This window comes from Corallococcus terminator (genome assembly GCF_003611635.1).
In the GTDB taxonomy this organism is placed as follows: Bacteria; Myxococcota; Myxococcia; order Myxococcales; family Myxococcaceae; genus Corallococcus; species Corallococcus terminator.
In genome coordinates this window covers 1-19,313 of the sequence record NZ_RAVZ01000182.1, presented here as the reverse complement: position 1 = coordinate 19,313, position 19,313 = coordinate 1, and the positions used below count along the sequence as shown (strand labels likewise).

18 protein-coding genes are annotated in these 19,313 nt (G+C 71.1%); 5 read left to right on the top strand and 13 right to left on the bottom strand.

Annotation, left to right across the window (positions count from 1 at the left end; genetic code table 11):
- Window positions 1-112 precede the first annotated feature (112 nt).
- Together lptC and D7V88_RS24295 are read right to left on the bottom strand one after the other, a co-directional pair.
- Window positions 113-664: an LPS export ABC transporter periplasmic protein LptC gene (gene lptC, locus D7V88_RS24300; RefSeq protein WP_120543033.1), complete on the bottom strand. Its 552-nt coding sequence runs from the start codon at window positions 662-664 to the stop codon at window positions 113-115.
- Window positions 665-677: 13 nt separating this feature from the next.
- Window positions 678-1,643 carry a lysophospholipid acyltransferase family protein gene (locus tag D7V88_RS24295; RefSeq protein ID WP_120543032.1) on the bottom strand — a complete coding sequence of 322 codons (966 nt, stop codon included), beginning with the start codon at window positions 1,641-1,643 and terminating at the stop codon, window positions 678-680.
- Window positions 1,644-1,661: 18 nt separating this feature from the next.
- Here D7V88_RS24295 and astB point away from each other — a divergent pair, with 18 nt between their 5' ends.
- Complete coding sequence (gene astB / locus D7V88_RS24290; protein WP_120543031.1) at window positions 1,662-2,984, top strand: N-succinylarginine dihydrolase; 1,323 nt, start codon at window positions 1,662-1,664, stop codon at window positions 2,982-2,984.
- A 124-nt stretch (window positions 2,985-3,108) separates the two neighbouring features.
- Window positions 3,109-3,642: an aminoacyl-tRNA deacylase gene (locus D7V88_RS24285; RefSeq protein WP_120543030.1), complete on the top strand. Its 534-nt coding sequence runs from the start codon at window positions 3,109-3,111 to the stop codon at window positions 3,640-3,642.
- A gap of 16 nt (window positions 3,643-3,658) precedes the next feature.
- Here the strand turns inward: D7V88_RS24285 and D7V88_RS24280 are convergent, their stop codons facing one another.
- Window positions 3,659-6,289, bottom strand: coding sequence for an O-antigen ligase family protein (locus tag D7V88_RS24280; protein ID WP_120543029.1), 2,631 nt, complete (start codon window positions 6,287-6,289; stop codon window positions 3,659-3,661).
- Window positions 6,290-6,475: 186 nt separating this feature from the next.
- On the opposite strand from D7V88_RS24280, the gene D7V88_RS24275 reads away from it, so the two are divergent.
- Entirely contained in the window at window positions 6,476-6,751 is a 276-nt protein-coding gene (locus D7V88_RS24275) for a hypothetical protein (protein ID WP_120543028.1), read from the top strand.
- Window positions 6,752-6,820: 69 nt separating this feature from the next.
- Here the strand turns inward: D7V88_RS24275 and D7V88_RS24270 are convergent, their stop codons facing one another.
- The 8 genes from D7V88_RS24270 to D7V88_RS24240 all read right to left on the bottom strand — a co-directional run bounded on the left by D7V88_RS24270 (window position 6,821) and on the right by D7V88_RS24240 (window position 15,812).
- Window positions 6,821-8,005, bottom strand: a complete 1,185-nt coding sequence (locus tag D7V88_RS24270) for an acyltransferase family protein (RefSeq protein ID WP_120543027.1) — start codon at window positions 8,003-8,005, stop codon at window positions 6,821-6,823.
- 2 nt (window positions 8,006-8,007) lie between these two features.
- Window positions 8,008-9,306: a UDP-glucose dehydrogenase family protein gene (locus D7V88_RS24265; protein ID WP_120543026.1), complete on the bottom strand. Its 1,299-nt coding sequence runs from the start codon at window positions 9,304-9,306 to the stop codon at window positions 8,008-8,010.
- Window positions 9,307-9,412: 106 nt separating this feature from the next.
- A complete protein-coding gene (locus D7V88_RS24260; RefSeq protein WP_120543025.1) occupies window positions 9,413-10,384 on the bottom strand; it encodes a nucleotidyltransferase domain-containing protein in 972 nt (323 codons plus the stop codon).
- Window positions 10,385-10,455: 71 nt separating this feature from the next.
- Complete coding sequence (locus tag D7V88_RS24255; RefSeq protein WP_208726440.1) at window positions 10,456-11,478, bottom strand: nucleotidyltransferase domain-containing protein; 1,023 nt, start codon at window positions 11,476-11,478, stop codon at window positions 10,456-10,458.
- 5 nt (window positions 11,479-11,483) lie between these two features.
- The gene (locus D7V88_RS24250) at window positions 11,484-12,971 is read right to left on the bottom strand and encodes an MraY family glycosyltransferase (RefSeq protein WP_120543024.1); all 1,488 of its coding nucleotides are present in this window, start codon (window positions 12,969-12,971) and stop codon (window positions 11,484-11,486) included.
- 85 nt (window positions 12,972-13,056) lie between these two features.
- Window positions 13,057-14,205, bottom strand: coding sequence for a glycosyltransferase family 4 protein (locus tag D7V88_RS24245; RefSeq protein ID WP_120543023.1), 1,149 nt, complete (start codon window positions 14,203-14,205; stop codon window positions 13,057-13,059).
- 78 nt (window positions 14,206-14,283) lie between these two features.
- Window positions 14,284-14,538: a hypothetical protein gene (locus D7V88_RS42655; protein ID WP_147448846.1), complete on the bottom strand. Its 255-nt coding sequence runs from the start codon at window positions 14,536-14,538 to the stop codon at window positions 14,284-14,286.
- A gap of 92 nt (window positions 14,539-14,630) precedes the next feature.
- Window positions 14,631-15,812: an acyltransferase family protein gene (locus tag D7V88_RS24240; RefSeq protein ID WP_120543022.1), complete on the bottom strand. Its 1,182-nt coding sequence runs from the start codon at window positions 15,810-15,812 to the stop codon at window positions 14,631-14,633.
- Window positions 15,813-15,965: 153 nt separating this feature from the next.
- Between D7V88_RS24240 and D7V88_RS24235 the strand changes: the two genes are divergently transcribed.
- A complete protein-coding gene (locus tag D7V88_RS24235) occupies window positions 15,966-17,117 on the top strand; it encodes an acyltransferase family protein (RefSeq protein WP_244238359.1) in 1,152 nt (383 codons plus the stop codon).
- A 23-nt stretch (window positions 17,118-17,140) separates the two neighbouring features.
- Window positions 17,141-17,734 carry a class I SAM-dependent methyltransferase gene (locus tag D7V88_RS24230; RefSeq protein WP_120543020.1) on the top strand — a complete coding sequence of 198 codons (594 nt, stop codon included), beginning with the start codon at window positions 17,141-17,143 and terminating at the stop codon, window positions 17,732-17,734.
- A gap of 10 nt (window positions 17,735-17,744) precedes the next feature.
- Here D7V88_RS24230 and D7V88_RS24225 read toward each other — a convergent pair whose 3' ends face one another.
- Both D7V88_RS24225 and D7V88_RS24220 read right to left on the bottom strand, forming a co-directional pair.
- A complete protein-coding gene (locus tag D7V88_RS24225; protein WP_147448845.1) occupies window positions 17,745-18,278 on the bottom strand; it encodes a hypothetical protein in 534 nt (177 codons plus the stop codon).
- A gap of 45 nt (window positions 18,279-18,323) precedes the next feature.
- Window positions 18,324-19,313: ROK family protein (locus D7V88_RS24220; protein ID WP_208726438.1), on the bottom strand; the 990-nt coding region annotated here is incomplete at its 5' end.

Below are 19,313 nucleotides of genomic sequence, written 5' to 3'. Positions count from 1 at the left end.
CAGCCCACCCCCGCCCTGGCCGCGAAGCCCGCGGTGGTGGCCGGGCCCGCGGGCTTCGCGGCCAGGGCGGGGGTGGGCTGGGCCAGGAACAGCGCCATCACGAGGAACTCGATCACTGCGCGGCTCCACCCAGCACGGTTTCGACCGTGCCCTCGAAGGTGAACGTCTCATCCGGCGCGGACAGCTCGAAGCGGTCCGCGCGCATCTGGTAGTCGGGGCCCTGCATCGTCACGCCCTCATCGCCATGCGCCCGCTGCGTCGTGGCGTCGTAGGTGAGCCGCGGCGTGCGGGCCACCATGCCGTCACCGGTGCGCACGACGACGCCTCCGCTGCCCACCCACCGTTTGGACGCGAGGCTGCCGTCCATATTCGGCGCGGTGATGACCGTGCCGCCCGCCATGGGCAGGGGCGAGCCCTTCGCGCCCTGGCCGGGTGGCAGTCGCACGACCACCTCCGTGGCCTGCACCTCGCCGCCCGCGCGCCGGTAGTGCACGGTCCGGGCGGAGCCGGACACCATGAGCTTCTCGCCTTCGAACGAGCGCAGGCGCGCGCCCTCCAACACCACGTCCGGGCGCGGCTCGGTCGCGGCGCCCTCGGCGGGACGGCGCGGCGTGCACGCGGTGGCGAGGAGTCCCAGGAAGCTCAAGGCAAGGAGGCGCGACACGGCATCTTCCTTATCACCGCACCGGGGCGGACGCTGGGTCGGGAAGGGCCGGGGAAGCGGCCTGCGACGCCTCCATGACAGGGCGCGTCTTCCAGCGCTGGTGCATCCACACCCACTGTTCGGGCGCCCGGCGGATGGCGGCCTCGATGCGCTGGGACAGGGCGGCGGTGAGCGCCTGGACGGCCGCTTCGCGCTCCGTCACCTCCGGCGCGGCGACCTCCTCCATGGTGAGCCGGTAGCCTTCGCCGTCCCGCTGGCAGAAGCCCACCACCACGGCCGCGCCGGTGCGCAGCGCCAGGTCCGCCGCCGCGCGCGGGGTGGCGGCCAGCTCCCCGAAGAAGGGCACGAAGACGGACTGCACCTTGGTGTCCTGGTCGATGAGGATGCCCAGGATTTCGCCGCTGCGAAGGGTGCGGAGCATGGCCCGCGCCGCGCCCTCCTGGCCGCGCCAGATGCTGCGCACCCCACCCTTCGCCCGGAAGTCCTCCACGAGCGCGGTGAGGCGCGGGTCGCTGGACTCCTTCGCGATGCTCTGGCTGGGGTAGCCCGCCTTCGCCACGCGCCGGGCGAGCAGCTCCCAGTTGCCCACGTGGCCGGAGACGAAGACGACGCCCTTGCCCTTCGCGAGCGCCGCCTCCAGCACGGCCCGGTCCTCCGGGGGCCAGGACACCAGGGCCTCCAGCCCGACATCCAGGGCGCGCGAGGAGGCCACCTCCAGGGCGGCGGCGGCCAGGTGGCGGAAGGCGCCACGGGCGAGTGCGTCACGCTCCGCGTCGCTCCGGTCCGGGAAGGCGCGGGCGAGCGACTTGAGGGCCTTGCGCCGCTCGCCTCCGGCGATGGCATAGGCCCAGCCGCCCAGCGTCATGCCCAGGGTGCGCGCGGCTCCCAGCGACAGGAACTGGAGCAGGCGCAACATCCCGGCGATGAGCAGGTAGCGCAGGTAACGCTTCAGGCGCTTTGTTAAGGGGGGACGCTCCACGACGCGTCTCCATATCCCATGCGCGAATACAACTTCGACGGCCTCATTGGTCCCACCCACAATTACGCCGGTCTCTCGCCCGGCAACCTGGCGTCACAGACCCACGGGGGCCAGCCGAGCCAGCCCCGGGCGGCGGCCCTCCAGGGGCTGGAGAAGATGCGCTTCGTGTCGGAGCTGGGCGTGGGGCAGGCGGTGCTGCCACCCCAGCCGCGCCCGTCCCTGCGCACGCTGCGCGCCCTGGGCTTCACGGGCTCCGACGAGGAGGTCATCACCCGCGCGGCGCGCGACGCCGAACACCTGCTGCGCCTCACCTCCAGCGCCTCCGCCATGTGGACGGCCAACGCGGCCACCGTCGCGCCGTCGGTGGACACGGCGGACGGACGGGTGCACCTGACGCCCGCGAACCTCACGCAGATGTTCCACCGCGCCATCGAGGCGGACACTACGCACGCGGTGCTGCGCGCCATCTTCGCGGATCCGAAGCACTTCCAGGTCCATGCCCCCCTGCCCGGCGCCGCGCACTTCGCGGACGAGGGCGCGGCGAACCACACGCGCCTCTTCACGCCCGGGCACAAGGCCGTGCACGTGCTCGCGTGGGGCCGCAGCGCGTGGCAGGACGTGAAGGGGCCGCAGCGCTTCCCCGCGCGCCAGACGCTGGAGTCCAGCCAGGCCCTGGCCCGGCTGCACCAGTTGAATCCAGAGCAGGTGCTGATGCCGCAGCAGCATCCGGACGGCATCGACGCGGGCGCGTTCCACACCGACGTGCTCGCGGTGGGCAACGAGCGCTTCCTCATGCTGCACGCGCTGGCGTTCGCGGACCACCCGGCGCTCCTCGCGACGCTGCGACAGAAGCTGGGCGCGGACTTCCGTTCCGTGGTGGCGACGAACGACGAGCTGCCGGTGAAGGACGCGGTGAAGGCCTATCCGTTCAACTCGCAGGTGCTGTCGCTGCCGGATGGAACCATGGCCATCATCGCGCCCATCGAGAGCCGCGAGACGCCCCACGCGCACGCCTTCCTTCAGCGCGTGGTCTCCGAGGACAACCCGGTGAAGGCGGTGCACTACCTGGACGTTCGACAGTCCATGAACAACGGCGGAGGCCCGGCGTGTCTGCGCCAGCGCATCTCCCTGACGGACGCGGAGAAGGCCGCCATCACCGCGGACGTCTTCTACTCCCCCGCCCTCCATGAGGCGCTTGCCGCGTGGGTGCGCCGTCACTACCGCGAGGTGCTGCGCCCCGAGGACGTGAGGGATCCGCTGCTCGCGCGCGAGACGATGACCGCGCTCGATGAGCTGACGCGGCTCTTGAAGCTGGGCAGCGTGTACGATTTCCAGCAGTAGCCGTGCCTGCCTGCCCTCCGACCCACCCGTCGAGGGCAGGCCCCCACGTCCCCCTGAATGGGCGTGGCGAATGGCCGCCTGCGTCGTCCGGACACACCTTGAACGGTAAGGAGGTGAGGTCCCAATGATCCCCATTGCCATCCAGCAATACCTCCGGCGCCATCGCGTCCCCTTCGAGCGATATGCCCACGCCCGAGCCGTGAGCGCGACGGAGTTGGTGGACGTGCTGAACGTGCCCGGCTGGCGCGTGGCGAAGTCCGTCATCGTGAAGGCGAACCGTCAGCCGTGGATCGTCGTCGTGCCCGCACTGGCGACCGTGGACCTGAACCAGGTTCGAGACATCCTGGGCGTGCACACGGTGCGGCTCGCCGCCGAGTCCGAGTTCGTCGACCATTTCCCCGGCTGTGAAGTCGGCGCCGAGCCACCCTTTGGAGAGCTGTACGGCCTGCCCGTGGCCGTGGACGAATCGCTGAGCCTCAACGAGCGGCTGTTGTTCCGCGCGGGCTCGCACGAGGAGGCCCTGGAGCTGCGCTTCCAGGACTTCGCGCGGCTGGAGTGGCCCCTGGTCGCGTCGTTCATCCACCCGCTCACGAAGGAGCGGGACACGCGAGGTTCGTATTCCTCTTCCATGGACGAGGGGTCGGGCGCATCAGCCTGACTGCCTGGACCCTGCGTCAAGGCACCGGGAAATCGCTGACCGCCTGCGAGCGGCCGGGGGCCGGCTCGTGCTCCCGCGCGTTCGGATCCTCCAGCAGCTCGCGACGACGCGTATCCACGCGCGCACGCTCATGTGACTCCAGCCGCACCGCCCAGGCCTCCACCTCCGCGCGCCGTGAGCCGCCGGGTGGCATGAGCCGCAGCCCCTCGTGCACCGAGCGCGCAGCCGCGTCGTAGCGCGACAGCGACTCCTGCAAGCGGGCCACCGCGAAGTGGTTGTCCGGACCAGGCACCAGCCCCGCGACCGAGCGCCGCTGCTCCAGCGCGCGGGACAGCAGTCCCTCCCGCTCGAAGCAGTCCGCCTCCAGCGAGAGCAGCCGTGCACGCTGTTGGAGGCTCGTCAGGAAGGGCGCCACCGCGGCCAGCGTGTCCCGGGACCTCCGCGTCAGTCCCACCTCCTGCTGCCGCGCGGCCAGGGTGAACGCCAGCTCCACGTCCTGGGGAAAGCGCTTCGCGAGGGACTCCAGGGACTGGAGCGCCTCCTTGAGCTTGCCTTGCGCACGCCACACGTCGGCGCGCAGCAGGTGCGTGGCCAGGGCGTCCGGAGCCCGTCGCTCCACCTCCGCGCACGCCGCCTCCGCCGCATCCAGCTCCCCCTGGGCCAGCCGACCGCGAACCTCCTGCATCCACAGCGCGGTGGCCTCGGGGCGGCCCTCGAAGTGTTCGCGCGCCCAGGCGAGCCAGGCCAGTCCCAGCGCGCGGCGCTCCGGCACGCCGAGCAGCGCCTGGGCCATCTCCGTGGCCTGTCCGGGGGCTTCGGACGTGAGGGTCGCGAGCTCCTCCGGCGTGCGCGCCCGGGGCATCGCTTCGGACAACAACACGCGCGCGTCGCCGCCCTCATGCGCCAGGCGGTACTCCAGGAAGGCCTGCTCGCGCCGACCCAGGTGCAGCAGGGCCCGCGCCACCACGCGGTGCGCCGGGGCATCCAGGGGCCGCAGGTACAGCACGTGGTTGACGAAGGCCAACGCGTCCTTCGCACCCTCCACGCCGTCGCCCACGGAGGCCATCGCCACCAGGCGGTACAGCAGGTAGTCCGTCGGGTGCACGTCGATGAGCGAGAGCCCCAGCGCGCGGATTTCCGCTCGGGGGGCCCGGGCCGACACGCGTTCGGCCAGCAGCGCTTCCGCGTCCTCCATCCTCCGCCCGCCCGGCACGAGCGCGACGAGCATCACCGCCGTGAGCGCCGCCGACAACGCCAGCGCCGGGCCCGCGGGCAGGCGATGGGTGCGCGTGCTCAGCGTGAACAGCCGCTCCGATTCACGGGGCCGCGCCACCGCGCCCAGGGCCACCGCCACCGCCACCGCGCACGCGGGCAGCTCCAGGCTGAAGTCGAACAGGTTGTGGAGCGCCAGCGCCGCCACGCCCGACAGCACCGCCAGCTCCACGGGGCCGTGGCCTTCGCGCCGCACCAGCCCCACGAAGCCCCAGATGCCCAGCGCCAGCAGCAGCAGGCCCGGCACGCCCCACTCCGTCGCCACCTGCAACACCGCGTTCTCCGGGTGCGTGAAGGTGTTGGGGTTCGCTTCGGTCTGGTAGCGCGGGAACGCGGCCTCGAACGCGCCGCGCCCCATGCCCAGCACCGGGAAGGCGCGGGCCGCGCGGGCCATCATCGGCCAGGGCTCCACCTTGCCGTGGCGCAGGGACTCCACGCTGTCCGCCGTGCGCGCCTCCGCCCACAACCGGTCCGCCGCCAGGTACGCACCCACCGACAGCATCGCCAGCAGCCCCAGCAACACCGCCGCGCCCCGTCCCCAGGAAGGCTTCGCGGGCGTGCGCGCCTCCCTGCGCTGCTTCGACAGCCACGCGGCGAGCAGCACCTGTCCGAAGACGAAGAACACGATGCCCGCGCGCGACAGCGCCAGCAGCACGCCCGCGCCGGAGAGCAGCGCGGCCATCGCGAAGGGCCATGCGCTGGAGCGCGACGGCTTCGACAGCGCCAGCCCCACCGCCACCGTCGCCGCGAGCCCCAGGAAGCCCGCGAGGTGGTTGGGATTGCCGAACGGCGTCACCAGCGGCGGCCGAGCATGCACGTACGCCCGCAGGCCGAACAGCGTCTCCACGTTGAAGAGCGCATGCCCCAGCCCCACCGCCGCCACCGCCGCGCCCGTGAAGGCCAGCACCGACAACAGCCGCTTGCGCGAAGCCCGGGCCCGGCACACCTGCGCCGCCGCGAGGAACGTCAGCAGATAGGCCCCGTGCTTCGCCAGCTCCCTCCACGTGGCGGAAGGCTCCAGCGACACCGGCCGGAAGCCCGTGAGCCCCAGCGGCACGAGCACGTCCTCGCGCAGCGCCGCGGCCTCCGGGCTCACCCACCCGAGCACCGCCGACGGCAGCGGCACGAGTTGCACCGCGCACAGCAGCACGCCGCCCACGAGCGGCGCCGCCAGGAAGGGAATCCTGGGAGTCTCCCCCTGCCGGCGAGCCCCCACCACCGCCAGCACCGCGGCCAGTCCGGCCAGGGCGCTCAGAGGCCAGGACGCCCAGTGCGCCGCGCCGCCCAGCGCCACCGGGCCCAGCACCAACAGCGCCGCGAGGGCCGCCTCGGCGGACAGGGTGTACCGGGAGACGCGGCGGGACTCGGGAGCCATGCGGAGGGCGCGAGTATGTCACGCGGGCCGGGCGGGTCGGTTTCTTCACCCGCGCCCCTCCCATCAGCCAGGAGACACACCGCCCGGACGCCTCCTTCCCGGACAAGGCCCGGGGAACCGTCGAATGAACCAGGGCGCCGGGACATCGCTTGCATCCGGAGACCCATCTGGCATCGTCCCCGGCCCATGCGTCGCTTCCTGCTCACCGCCGCCGTTCTCTGCGCCTCCCTCTCCGGACTCACCGCGTGCAAGACGAGTTGCCGCGAACTGTCCGAGAAGCTCTGCGAGTGCGCGTTGAACTCGGTGGAGAAGCAGATCTGCCAGCAGCGCGCCGCGGACGAGGAAGCCCGCGTGGAGCCCACCGCGGAGGATGAAATCGCGTGCGAGGAGCGGCTCGAGGGCTGCGACTGCCGCACCATCGAGACCGAGGAAGGCAAGAAGGCCTGCGGCCTCGCCCGCTGAACGCCGTCCGCTGAAAACCGCCAGCACCCCGCCGAGGCCCGCGACGCACCAGCGGACCCGGGAGGTGCTTCAGGCGCCCGGAGCCACGCGCGCGGGCACCGGAGCTCCGCCGTCCACCCAGGGCTGGAGCCCGCGCTTCACCCGCGAACGCCACGGCGTCTCCACCCAGCGGTGCATCGCCAGCGACGCGGGCACCAGCAGCACCATCAACACCGCCAGGAAGCGCCAGGGCGACGTCAGGTCCACGCGCGTCTCCAGCCAGTGCACGAACTCACTGATGGGGTACTGGAGCAGGTACAGCGCGTAGCTGGCCCCACCCAGGTGCACCAGCCACGGCCGCGCGAGCACCGCCCCCAGCGCACCGCCTCCGCGCGCCAGCCCGTACACCAGCAGCGCCGACGCGGGGGCGAGCAGCGCGTTGTGCATCAGCGGGTACGGAATCCGCCCGCCCTGGGAGAAGCCCACGACCAGCAGCGCCGCGCCCGCCACCGCCATCACCGCGCCGGAGCGGGCAGGCGCGACGGTGTTCGAACGCTCGCGCACGAAGACGAGCCCCAGCAGCACGCCCATGAGGAACTCCGGCAGGCGCAGCAGCGGGTTGAACTTCAGCACCGCCAACCAGAAGCCCTCGGACGCGGCATCCAGCGCGCCGGGACCGTCCGGCCGCAGGACGACGTAGAGCACCGGCGGCAGCAGGCCCAGGGCCCACACGCCCACCAGGGCCACCTTCATCCGCGCGCCCTTGAAGCCTTCCAACCGGCGTCCCAGCGAAGGGAACAGCGCGTAGAAGAACGCCTCCACCGACACGGACCAGCCCGGCGGGTTCCAGTACAGCGCGAGCTTGGGCACCCACGCCTGCAACAGCGCCAGCGTGCTGAAGGCCGCGGTGCCCAGCTTCGCGGCGGCCACGGGCAGCGAGTTCACCGCCAGCGAGCGCCCCATGGTGGGCGCCGCGGACAGGAGGAACGTCAAGAGGAACACCGGGTAGACGCGCGCCAGGCGGGCGCTCCAGAAGGAGCGGGACGGCGTCTGCATCCGGCCTTCGGTGTCCACGTAGTTGTACGCGAGCACGAAGCCGGACAGCAGGAAGAACACGCCGACGGACGCGTAGCCGGAGGCCACGATGTGGACCATCCACTCCGGTGCCCACCCCGTGAGGCAGGGCGTCCCGAAGTGGAAGAGGACCACGTGCAGGGCCGCCAGGAAGCGCAGCCCCGTGAGGGCATCCAGTGAAGCGCCCGTCTTCTGCTTCATCTCTAGCGGCGCCCGATGCCGAAGTAGGTGAAGCCCTGCTCACGCATGCGCGCGGGCTGGAAGATGTTGCGGCCGTCGAAGATGACGGGCGACTTCATCAGCGACTTCATGCGCGCGAAGTCCGGGTGGCGGAACTCGTTCCACTCGGTGACGACGAACAGGCCGTCCACGCCCTCCAGCGCGTCGTAGGGCAGCTCCGCGTAGCGGATGCGGTCGCCGAAGACGCGCTTGGCCGCGTGCGAGGCCACCGGGTCATGGGCAATCACCTGCGCGCCCTTGCCGATGAGGCCCTCGATGACCTCGATGGACGGCGCCTCGCGCATGTCGTCCGTCTTGGGCTTGAACGCCAGGCCCCACACGCCGAACTTCTTGCCCTCCAGCGTGCCGTAGTGCTTCACGGCCTTGTTCACGAGCAGCTTCTTCTGCCGCTCGTTGGTGCGCTCCACCGCGCGCAGCAGGTCCAGCTCCAGGCCGTACTCGCGCGCCGTCGTGACGAGCGCCTTCACGTCCTTGGGGAAGCAGGAGCCGCCGTAGCCCACGCCGGGGAAGAGGAACGGGTAGCCGATGCGCTTGTCCGCGCCCAGGCCCTTGCGCACGAAGTCCACGTCCGCGCCGACCTTCTCGCAGAGCGCGGACACGTCGTTCATGAACGAGATGCGCGTGGCGAGCATCGCGTTGGCCGCGTACTTCGTCAGCTCCGCGGAGCGCGTGTCCATGAAGAGGATGGGGTTTTCGGTGCGCACGAAGGGCGCGTACAGCTCACCCATGATGTTCCGGGCGCGCTCGGTGTCCGCGCCAATGACGACGCGGTCCGGCTTGAAGAAGTCGTCCAGCGCGGCGCCTTCCTTCAGGAACTCCGGGTTGGAGACGACGTCGAACTCCACGCTCGTCACCTTCGCGATGGCCTCCCGCACCTTGTCGGCGGTCCCCACCGGCACGGTGCTCTTGTCCACCACCACCGTGTACTGCTTGATGGCGCGGCCCACCGCCTGCGCCGCCGCGATGACGTACTGGAGGTCGGCTTCGCCGCTCTCACCTTCCGGCGTGCCCACCGCGATGAACACGGCCTGGGCGTTCGCCACGCCCTCCGCCAGGTTCGTCGTGAACGTGAGGCGCTTCTCCTTCACGTTCTTGCGGATCAGCTCCTCCAGACCCGGCTCGTAGATGGGAACCTGCCCATCCTGGAGCATGCGGATCTTCCGCTCATCGATGTCCACGCACGCGACGTCGTTGCCCGAGTCCGCGAAGCAGGTGCCCGCGACGAGTCCGACGTAGCCCGATCCGATAATGGCAATACGCATTCTTGAAAGGTCCTGGGTTTTCGACAGGTGGCGTCATGAACTTCTACGCCGACCCGCGCACCGAAAGAAAGCCCAGGGGCGCTGAACGCCGAGCGACCGGACAGGCTTATCGCCCTGTGAGGAGACGTCGCAGCCGATCCACGCCCCGCAGGGCGGACGCACGTCCGGGGGTGCTCACTGGACCCACCACCCCCCGGTCCAAAAGCTCCCGGGTCGCCCGCCGCAGCGGAGGCATGGCGGCGGTGGCCTGCGCCGCCGCGTCCGGGAACAACCGCGCGACGATGGACAGCGACGTGTACAGCGCGCGCTCCAGGCCGAACGCCTCCGCCCGCTCCAGCAGGGCGGGAACGTCCATGGGTCGCGAATACACGCCGCCCATCCAGGTGGCCCCGGTGATGAGCTCGCGCAGGTCCACGAAGGACAGCCACGGCACGTCGTAGCCGTGGTGGGCCTGGTCCAGCGCGGTGAGCAGCAGCACGTCCTCCAGCTCCGGACGGAAGACGGACGCGCCGTAGACCTTCATGGGTCGGGCGCGGTCGAAGATGCCAGCCAACTGCTCACGTCGGCTCGCGCCCAGCACGTCCGAGTACAGATAGATGGGCGTACGGCCGTCGGACACCACGCGCGCGGCGCCGCTGTTCGTCGTGTCCGTCTCCGGGACGAACTCGTGGTTGGACAGGTAGCCGGCGAAGCCGTCCACGTCCAGGCGACGCACCAGCACCTGGATGTCCAGCACGGGGCGGAAGCCCACGTGGGGGTAGAGCGCCTCCGCGAAGGCGGCCCCACCCAGCAGGAGGATCTTCCGGCCCTCCAACTGGTCCACGATGCGCTTGAAGTGGACCAGCTTCATCACGTTGTCGTTCACGGAGCCGGTGTAGATGGACATCATCCGGTCGCGGGCCCACTCGGGCGCCTCGCCTCCGCCCATCCGATACTCCAGGTTGTACGCGGCGAGCGGCGCCAGGCCCTGGGAGATGGCCCAGTCGACGTAGGCCTCCCAGGGCGCACCCCGGAGCTTTCCGCGCGGAGGCTCGAAGGAGGACAGGACCCGGAAGGTATCGAGAAGGCTGGGCGCCATGGTGCGGCACCTTTAATGGTCAGGGCCCATCCGCCGCAATGACCGTCTTGCACACGGTCCTGCCGAGCACCCTACCCGCCGCGTGCCCAGTGCCCGCGCAGCCGTCGGAGCGCGTAGCCCAGCATGGGCCGGGCCTGGGGTGCCAGGGCGAGCTTCGCGGCCACCCAGGCGGGCTTGTTCCGGGCCAGCTCCGCGTCCAGGAGCCGGGGCCCGGAGAACAGCCGGTGCGCCAGCGCGCGCTGCCACAGGGGCGGGGCCAGAGCCTGGAGCACCTGGGCCGGCACGGGCGCGTCCAGGAGCCGGTGCGCGGCGTCCCAGGCGTACCACGCTAGCTGGGGCAGGCCCGTCTGCTTCGCGCGCGCCACCACGCGGTCCCAGTCCAGGTGGGGCTTCGCCCGCGCCAGCAGCTTCAGGTCGAAGAGCCACGTCAGCCGCTGCAACAGGTGGTTGCTCGCGTGGAGGGCCAGGTACACGGCCTCGTCCTCCGCGCACAGGTAGCGCACGCGCAGGCCGTCCAGGTCCGCGTCCTCCGCGCGGGCCACCAGCGCGTCGCCCTCCAGCGCCTGGCCGTAGCCGGCGAGCGCGCGGAAGTGCAGCTCCACCAGCCCCGCGGGGCCGGTGAGCTCCACATGGTGCGTGTCGTCGCGGTCGCCGTCGCCGGCCTTCGTCGTCAGGCCCAGCCCTTCGAGCGCGTGCACGGCGCACATCACCTGGGCGCGCGGCACCAGCAGGTCCACGTCGGTCGTCGCCCGGAGGAGCGGCTCCGGGTAGAGCCTGCGGGCCAGGCCGTAGCCCTTGAGCAGCACCGGCACCACGTCCACCGCCGCCAGCGCCTCCACGCTGCGCAGGAGCAGCGCTCGCACGCGCATGCCCCGGGCCGCGCCCGCCAGCGACTCGCGGCGCAGCAGGGCCCGCGCTTCCTCGGGGAGGGACAGGTCCGCGCGGACGAGCGCGTGTTCGACGAAGCCCGCGAGCCCGTGGCGCACGGCGGCCTTCACCAGCGCGTCCGCTTCCTCCGGGGGCACGGGCGTGGCGGGGGCCTCCGGCCAGGCCTTCAGCAGCGACAGCAGGGCCAGGGGAGGAACCGGGCTCACGGGGCCTACCGCCGCAGCGCGATGATGCGCTCGGGCTCGGCGGCTTCCAGGGCCACGAGTTGCACGGTGCGCTCCGCCACCGCGTCCGCGACCACTTCCAGCGCCAGCTCCTCGTCGCGGTCGATGGTGCTCCGCCCGTCACGCCAGCACAGGCGCAGCGTGCCGAGCAGGACCTCTCCGTCCTTCACCTCGACGCTCACCTCCAGCGGGGAGGACGTGCCGGCCTCCGGACGCCGCGCCTCGAAGACGACGCCTTCGGTGTCCTGCTCCTGCGGGCGGCGCAGGCGCAGCTCCTGTTGGGCCGCGTCCAGTCCCTGCGCCAGGGGACGTACGGCGTTCCACACGTCCTGGAGCGAACCGGCCGCGCGCACCGCGCCGGTGACGGCCTTCACCAGCGTGCGAAGCTGCTGGTTGCGCTGGCGCGTCTGCTGGACGGAGCCCGCGTGGCGCATGTCCAGGTAGCCCAGCTTGCGCATCAGCACCACGATGACGACGCCCACGCCGCTGAGCAGCAGCGCGCTCTGGACGCTGTTGGCGAAGTGGAGCCCCAGCGCGGTGACCATGAAGAGCGAACACAGCGCGTAGAGCACCAGCACGGTGGTGCGGTGGGTGAGCAGCAGGCGGCTCATCAACCGGTGGTGGATGTGCTCCTTGTCCGCGCTGAACATGGGTCTGCCCAGCAGCGAGCGGCGCACCATGGCCAGCAGCGTGTCCATGATGGGCAGGCCCAGCGCCATCACCGGCACGAGCAGCGCCACGGCGGTGCCGCTCTTCGACGACGTCTTGATGGACACCGCCGCGAGCACGAAGCCCAGGAACATGCTGCCCGTGTCCCCCATGAAGATGGAGGCCGGGTTGAAGTTGAACACCAGGAACCCGAGGATGGCGCCCGCGAGCGCCGCCATCAGCAGGCACAGCAGCACGTCCCCGCGCATCAGCGCGAGCAGGAAGTGGGTGCCCACGCCGAAGAACGCGACGCCGCCCGCCAGCCCATCCAACCCGTCGATGAGGTTGAGCGCGTTGATGACGCCCACCACCCACACCACCGTCAGTGGCAGGCTCAGGAGCCCCAGCGACAGCTCCGCGCCGAAGGGATTGGCGAGCACCTCGATGCGGAAGCCCAGCGCGTACAGACTCAACGCCACCGCGAACTGCACGGAGAACTTCAGCTTCGCGCCCGCGCCCTTCAGGTCGTCGTAGAGCCCCAGCGCCGCGATGACCGCGCCGCCCACGAAGAGCCCCACGATGAGGTCCGTCTGCGCGAGGAACTGGACGCCCACCCCCGAGTCCACCAGGAACAGCGCGCACAGCGGCGCGAAGAAGCCACCGACGATGCCGATGCCGCCCAGCCTCGGGACGGGCCGCACGTGCACCTTGCGGCTGGAGCTCGTCTGATCCAACCAGCCCCACGCGAGCGCACGCTCACGAACGATCCACGTGAGCGCCAGCGCCACGAGGAGCGAAACGAGGAAGGCGGCGAAGAAGGTGATCATGCAGGGGGTGTCGGCCTCCATCGTGACGGCCAGCGGTGCAGCGCGTCAATGTCCTGATTCCAGAGTGGAGGAATGACGTGCTTGCCTACTTGCTGCCAACAGTCCGCTCGCGCAGGACTTCTTCGTAGAGCCCCCGCGTTCGAGCGGCGATGTCGGCCCAGGTGAGCCCCTGTACCTCCAACTGGGCCGCGCGGCGGAGGGCATACCGCCGGAGCGGATCCGCCGCGAGTTCCCGCACCGCCGCCACCATCGCGTCCACGTCCCCGACGGGCACGAGTGAGCCCGTGCGGCCCGGATGCACGACGGAAGGCGCCACGCCCACCGGGGTGGACACGGGCACGAGGCCTGAAGCCATGGCCTCCACCAACGCCATGCCGTAGCCCTCCGCGTGGCTGGGAAAGAGGAGCACTTCTTCCTGCGCGAGCAGGCCGGGCAACGTCGCGTGGGCGTAGTGCGGCACCACGCGCAGCCAGGCTTGGACGGACGTTGGAAAGCCAGCGCGGACCTCGGGCTCGGAGGTGCCGGTGCCGTACAGGGTCAGCGTGAAGGACACGCCGAGCGCATGCAGCCGGCCCACCGCGGCGATGACATCCTCGCGCCCCTTGCGCTGGATGAAGGTGCCCACGGTCGCGAGGCGAAGGGGGCCGTCCGGGAGCGGCGCAGGCAGGGGCAGCCCGTGGAAGGCCTCGCCCAGGCCGTGCGGAATGAGTCGCAGCTTCGAGGCGGGGATGCACAGGCGTTCGCGCGCATAGGTCGCGTCCGCGTCGTTGAGGAGTACGGAGCGGTCCGCGAGGCGCAGCGACTGCGCCACCTCCCAGAGGCGGAAGCCGCCGTTGTACAGCGGGTACTTCCAGCTCAAGCGCGCCTTGCCCTCGCGTGCGTCGGCGCGGAGCTGTTCGGAGACGGTGTGCTCCAGGCCGTGGCTGCGGGTCACCAGCGCGTGACGGCGGGAAGCACCGGGACGTCCGGCGCGCGCCCAGGGCCACGCGTCGCCAGTGGTGACATCCAGCACGTCGTACTTCCGCGCCACGCGGGCGAGGTGCGCGGAGAGCTTCCACGGGAAGCGCAGGTTGTGGAGCGCGGTGTGGTGCTGCTCGCCGGGGAAGGCGTCGCCGTAGCCGTAGTAGTCCACGGTGCAGCCCTGGGCCTGGAGCGCGCGGCCCAGCGCGAGCGTCACGCCGGGGGCGCCCAGCTCCTGGGACAACGGGTGGTGGATGGCCAGGAGCACGCGCATGGAGGCGGATTCATAACAGGCGGCCTAGGGTGGACGGAGCCCGAGCAGCTTGATGGGGCAAGGAGGGGTCGGTCCCTCTCACTTGTGGAGTCGCTTCGAGGCTCGATCAATCTCGAAATGGCCTCGGCTCCATCCCCAAACAACGATGGCGCCCTCTTCGATATCCACTTGAAGAAAGCCACCGTCGCGGCCCTCGGAGGCATCAGGTCCCTCGGCCTTGATGTCCACGCCTTCATTCGGCTCAAGCGCCACCACGTCGCCGTAGGGCTCGAGCACCACCTCTGCCTTGCGTCCCAGCGTATTGCGGACATGAACAACGAACGAAATTCGCATCCATTTCCTCCGAATCAGCGTGGACGGTTACGAAAAGACTCAAGCAATCCCCACGGATACTCCGCCCGCATCCCTGCTGAATGGAGGCAGCTTCATAGCAGGCCAGTGGAGGCCGACAGGGGCTCCGCGCGGGGCCGTGACAGCCGGTGCCGGAGCCAGCGCCGCGCGGGTTCCTCCAGCCACGAGAAGACCGCCAGCGACACTCCCACGAACGACGCGATGGCCAGCGCGCTGTAGCCCCACGGCGTGCGCTGTTCGAGGCCCACCCCGGACAGCCGCTCCGCCGCGCGCACGTAGAACGCCAGCGGGATGTGGAGGATGTAGAGCGCATAGCTGGCTTCGCCCAGGCGCACCACGGAGGCCCGCGACAGGAACGCCGCGAGCGGACCGCGCCCCTTCGCCAGCGTCCACAGCAGCCACGCGAACACCGGCGTCAGCGCCAGGTCCCGCAAGGCCCAGGAGGCGCCCGGCCACGGCACCGCGAGCAGCGCCAGCGCGAGTCCCGCCGCCGCGAAGCTCCCCACGGACAGGCCCGTCCCGCGTGTCTCCGGAAGCGCGGGAGACCGCAGCACGAAGGCGCGTCCCAGCACCACGCCCAGCAGGAACTGCGGCAGCTTGAGCAGCGGCGAGTATTCACCCACGCGCAGCCACGTGTCCCGGTGCGCGGGATCGCCCGCCAGCAGGGTGTCTCCGAGCAGCCACAGCCCGCACAGCAGCGCCGCGACCGCGACCAGCGCCACGGCGAACCACCGGAGTGCCTTCGGCCCGAGCCGCGCCACGGGCACGGCCAGCACAGGGAAGAGCAGGTAGAAGAAGGCCTCCGCGGACAAGGACCAGCCCGGGCAGTTCCACGCGCAGGCCACGGGCGGCACCCACGCCTGGGTGAGGCTGAAGACCGCGGCGCCCACCCCGAGGATGCGCTGGAGCGACGCGAGCGTGAGCCCGCCTTCCTGTCGCAGTACGAACTGGAAGAAGGGCGGCGCCGTCAGCACCAGGCCCAGCAGGTACACGGGGTAGACACGGGCGAAGCGCGCCGCCCAGAACGCGCGCCGCGACACCTGTCCGGACGACTCCCTCCCCAGGTACGCCTGCGCCAGCACGAAGCCGGACAGGATGAAGAACAGCGTGACGCTCGCCGGACCGTTGTCGAGCAAGCCCGCGAGCCACCCGGGCCGGCCCTCACGCGGCGTCACGTGGAAGGCCACCACATGGAGCGCGGCGAAGAAGCGGAGCCCGGTCAGGGCCGGAAGCGAGGGACGCGGCGCGGCTGCCATGGAGGAAGCGGCGAGTATGCGCCCCCGCGCGCGAGCCCGGCAACCGCCCTGGTACAAGGAGCGCGGGGGCGAGGTGGGTCGCCACTCGGGCGGACGAGCAGCTCGCGGTCATTGCCTCGCGGCAACGGTGATGGGACACAATGCCCGGGCCGCATGCTTCCCTCTCCTCCCCTCCCCGCTCCCCCACCGATGGATCCGCTCGCGGTCCGGGAGCCCGCGCGGGCCGCGCGCCGGGATGGGCTGGACGTGCTCCGGGCCGTCGCCATCCTCTCCGTGCTCGCGTTCCACGCGCCCGCCAACGCGCGGGAAGCGCTGCCGTCCTGGGTGCGCACGGGCTTCGGCCAGGGATGGATTGGCGTGGACCTGTTCTTCGTCCTGTCGGGCTACCTCATCGGCCGACAGGTCTTCGGCCCCGAGGAGCCCGGCGGTCTGGGCGCGAACCTGCGCACCTTCTGGACGAAGCGGTGGATGCGCACGCTGCCGCTCTACTTCCTCGTCCTGGGCGCGTACGCGCTGAAGCCGTGGGTGTTCGGCACGCCTTTCGTCGGCGGCGGCTGGCACTACGCGCTCTTCCTCCAGAACTTCACCGACCTGCGCGACTTCGAGCAGAGCTGGTCGCTGTGCGTGGAGGAGCACTTCTACCTGCTGCTGCCGCTCGTGGCGTTCGGACTGGGCGGCCGCAGGTGGCCGGCCTTCGCGTGGCTCGTGCCCATCGCCGTGAGCCTGCTGCTGCGGTTCTTCACGCGCTCCACGCTCCCGGAAGGACTGACCGCCTCGGAGATCTGGGTGCGGTTGCAGTGGCCCACGTTCCAGCACATGGACGGCCTCTGCGCGGGCGTCTTCCTGGCCCGGACGGCGCCGACATGGCAGCGGTGGCCTGGACGGGCACTGGCCCTGTGCGGGGTGCTGGGATTGGCCACGGTGGTGGGGATGCTGGGCGTGTGCGTCCCACGAATCGCGGAGCTGGGCGGCGTCTGGCTCATCACCGGGCTGGCGGTGGGCTTCAGCGGCCTGCTGGTCGCGATGGAGTCCCTGCGGCTGCCGGCGAGGGTGCGCTGGCCGGTGTACCAGGTGTCGGCGCTCTCCTACGGGGCCTATCTGTGGTTCGGCCCCATCGTGCGCGTCTTCGAGCGACGCGGCATCGCGGGGCCGCCGGTGCTGACATTGATGGCCTTCCTGGCCGCGACCCTGGCAGTCTCCTGGGTGACGTACCGGGCGGTGGAGCTGCCGTGTTTGCGGCTGCGGGACCGACTGCTCGCGAGGTTCACGGAAGCACGCCGGGACGTCACCGCCATGGGCGGCTGAGTCCTCGGCACGAGGATGGAATCATGCGCGTCAGCACCCACTTCGCCCTCTGGATGACGGGGCTGGCCCAGGCGGAGACCCAGACGACGGCGGGCGAGCGCGCGTGTCTGGCACGGTACGCGGCGGGACGGCAGCGGCTGGTGGAGATTGGTGTCTGGCACGGGGTGACGACGCGAGTCCTGCGCGCGGTGATGGACCCCAGCGCCACGCTGTGGGCCGTGGATCCGTACCCGGTGGGACGGCTTCGCGTGAGCTTCCAGCAGCTCATCGCGCACCGCGAGGTGGGCAGCGTGAACAACGGGCGCGTGGACTGGGTGCGCGCCACCGGGGCCGACGCCGCGCGAAAGCACCGCGAGCGCGGCCTGCCGGCGGTGGACTTCGTCTTCATCGACGGCGACCACACCTACGAAGGGCTCCAGGGCGACTGGACCGGCTGGAGTCCGCTGGTGGCACCGGGCGCCATCATCGCGCTGCACGACACCCACTCCAGCCCGTCGCGTCCGCTGAACGACGCGGGCAGCGCGCGCTACACGCGGGAGGTCATCCTCCACGACCCCGCGTTCGAGTGCGTGGACACGCTCGACTCCCTGACGGTGATGCGCCGCCGCGAGGCATGAGCGGGAGCACTCAACGTTTGTAGGGTGCGAGCTGGATCTCCACGCAAGCGTCCTTGAGGAAGATCAGCTCCATGGGGTGGAAGCTCTTGCCACCTGTCCTGTGCATGACTCCCAGGTAGTAGCCCACGGTGCGCTTGGAGGACACGGTCCGGAAGTAGCCGTCCTCCGAGAGCTGGACCCACCCTCCCGCAGAGCAGCCCATGAAGACCTCTTGAAGGGGCAGGGAATGGACATCGAACAGCAGAACATCCATCGAGGACTTCGGCGGCGTGCTTCCGTCCTCCATGAGGAACCGGCCCTGCAACATGGGGATGCCGGCCGCCGCCTGACTGGCGATCTCCGCGTCCGCCTCCGAGGCAGGCCAGTCATGGCGCACGGACTCGCAGGGAACCTGGACCGCGCAGCCGTCCTTGAACCAGCACGCCATCCGGTCCGTGACGAAACCGCCGCGCTTCCATGAACCACAGCCTGTGCTGCCCAGGGCCATGGCGCCCAGCACCCCGAGCGCGAGCCACCGCTCACGGCGCATCCACGAAGTCCCCATCCCTGCATCATCGCAGCAGGGACGGGGACCCGCGCCAGCCCCCCCTTACATCTGCGGGCCCGCGAGCAGCGCCGCGCCGATGGCGCCGGACAGGTCGCCCAGCTTCGCCACGTGCATCGCGGGCTTGCGCTCCGTGATGAACAGGTGCGGGTGCATGGCGTCGCTGATGCGCTCCACGAACTGAGGGCCCAGCCGCGACCCAAGCCCCCCGCCGATGATGACGGCCTCCACGTCCAGCAGGTTGATGACGGACGCGATGGCCACGCCCATCATCGCCACCGCGCGGTGGATGAGGCGCGTCGCCAGCGGATCCTTCTCCTTCAACGCCTTGGACCACACGCCGCTCGACAGCCGCGTGCGGCCCTTGTCGCGCATGATGTCGAAGAGGACGGTCTTCTCCCCCTTCTTCACCGCGGCGTGGGCCTTGCGCTCCAGGGACGCCCGGCCTGCGTAGGCCTCCAGGCAGCCGCGCCGGCCGCAGCCGCACCGCGCGCCGTTGGGCTTCACCACCATGTGGCCAATCTCACCGGCGGAGCCCTGGCCGCGCCACGGCACGCCGTTGAGCACCAGCCCACCGCCCACGCCCGTGCCCCACCACACGCCCAGCACCGAACGGTAGTCGCGGCCCGCGCCCAGCTTGTATTCGGCGGCGACCGCCACCTGCACGTCGTTGCCCATGACGACCTTGCCGCCCACGAGGTCGCCCAGGTCCGACGCGATGGGATAGGGCTCTTCCCAGCCGCCCGCCACGTTGCTCGTGTGCGCGAGCGTGCCGCTGTTCGCATCCACCGACCCCGGCGCGCCCACGCCCACGCCCGCGAGCTTCGCGGGTTCGAGGCCTGCGGTCTGCGCCGCTTCGCCCAGCGTGCCGTACAGCTCCTTCACCACCTCGCCCGGTCCGCCCTTCACGGGCGTACTGTGGCGGGCACGGCCCAGCACCTCGCCGCGAGCGTCCACGACGACGGCCTCAATCTTGGTGCCCCCCAGATCGATGCCTCCCCAGACGCGGGCCCGGTCGCGTGATGCACCCTTCCC

What these genes read in the sequence shown, in the direction of transcription:
- D7V88_RS24250 (WP_120543024.1), bottom strand. Translation starts at nt 12,971, where the DNA reads ATGATCACCTTCTTCGCCGCCTTCCTCGTTTCGCTCCTCGTGGCGCTG.
- astB (WP_120543031.1), top strand. Translation starts at nt 1,662, where the DNA reads ATGCGCGAATACAACTTCGACGGCCTCATTGGTCCCACCCACAATTAC.
- D7V88_RS24285 (WP_120543030.1), top strand. Translation starts at nt 3,109, where the DNA reads ATGATCCCCATTGCCATCCAGCAATACCTCCGGCGCCATCGCGTCCCC.
- D7V88_RS24270 (WP_120543027.1), bottom strand. Translation starts at nt 8,005, where the DNA reads ATGAAGCAGAAGACGGGCGCTTCACTGGATGCCCTCACGGGGCTGCGC.
- D7V88_RS24245 (WP_120543023.1), bottom strand. Translation starts at nt 14,205, where the DNA reads ATGCGCGTGCTCCTGGCCATCCACCACCCGTTGTCCCAGGAGCTGGGC.
- D7V88_RS42655 (WP_147448846.1), bottom strand. Translation starts at nt 14,538, where the DNA reads ATGCGAATTTCGTTCGTTGTTCATGTCCGCAATACGCTGGGACGCAAG.
- D7V88_RS24275 (WP_120543028.1), top strand. Translation starts at nt 6,476, where the DNA reads ATGCGTCGCTTCCTGCTCACCGCCGCCGTTCTCTGCGCCTCCCTCTCC.
- D7V88_RS24225 (WP_147448845.1), bottom strand. Translation starts at nt 18,278, where the DNA reads ATGGGGACTTCGTGGATGCGCCGTGAGCGGTGGCTCGCGCTCGGGGTG.
- D7V88_RS24265 (WP_120543026.1), bottom strand. Translation starts at nt 9,306, where the DNA reads ATGCGTATTGCCATTATCGGATCGGGCTACGTCGGACTCGTCGCGGGC.
- D7V88_RS24235 (WP_244238359.1), top strand. Translation starts at nt 15,966, where the DNA reads ATGCTTCCCTCTCCTCCCCTCCCCGCTCCCCCACCGATGGATCCGCTC.
- D7V88_RS24240 (WP_120543022.1), bottom strand. Translation starts at nt 15,812, where the DNA reads ATGGCAGCCGCGCCGCGTCCCTCGCTTCCGGCCCTGACCGGGCTCCGC.
- D7V88_RS24280 (WP_120543029.1), bottom strand. Translation starts at nt 6,289, where the DNA reads ATGGCTCCCGAGTCCCGCCGCGTCTCCCGGTACACCCTGTCCGCCGAG.
- D7V88_RS24230 (WP_120543020.1), top strand. Translation starts at nt 17,141, where the DNA reads ATGCGCGTCAGCACCCACTTCGCCCTCTGGATGACGGGGCTGGCCCAG.
- D7V88_RS24260 (WP_120543025.1), bottom strand. Translation starts at nt 10,384, where the DNA reads ATGGCGCCCAGCCTTCTCGATACCTTCCGGGTCCTGTCCTCCTTCGAG.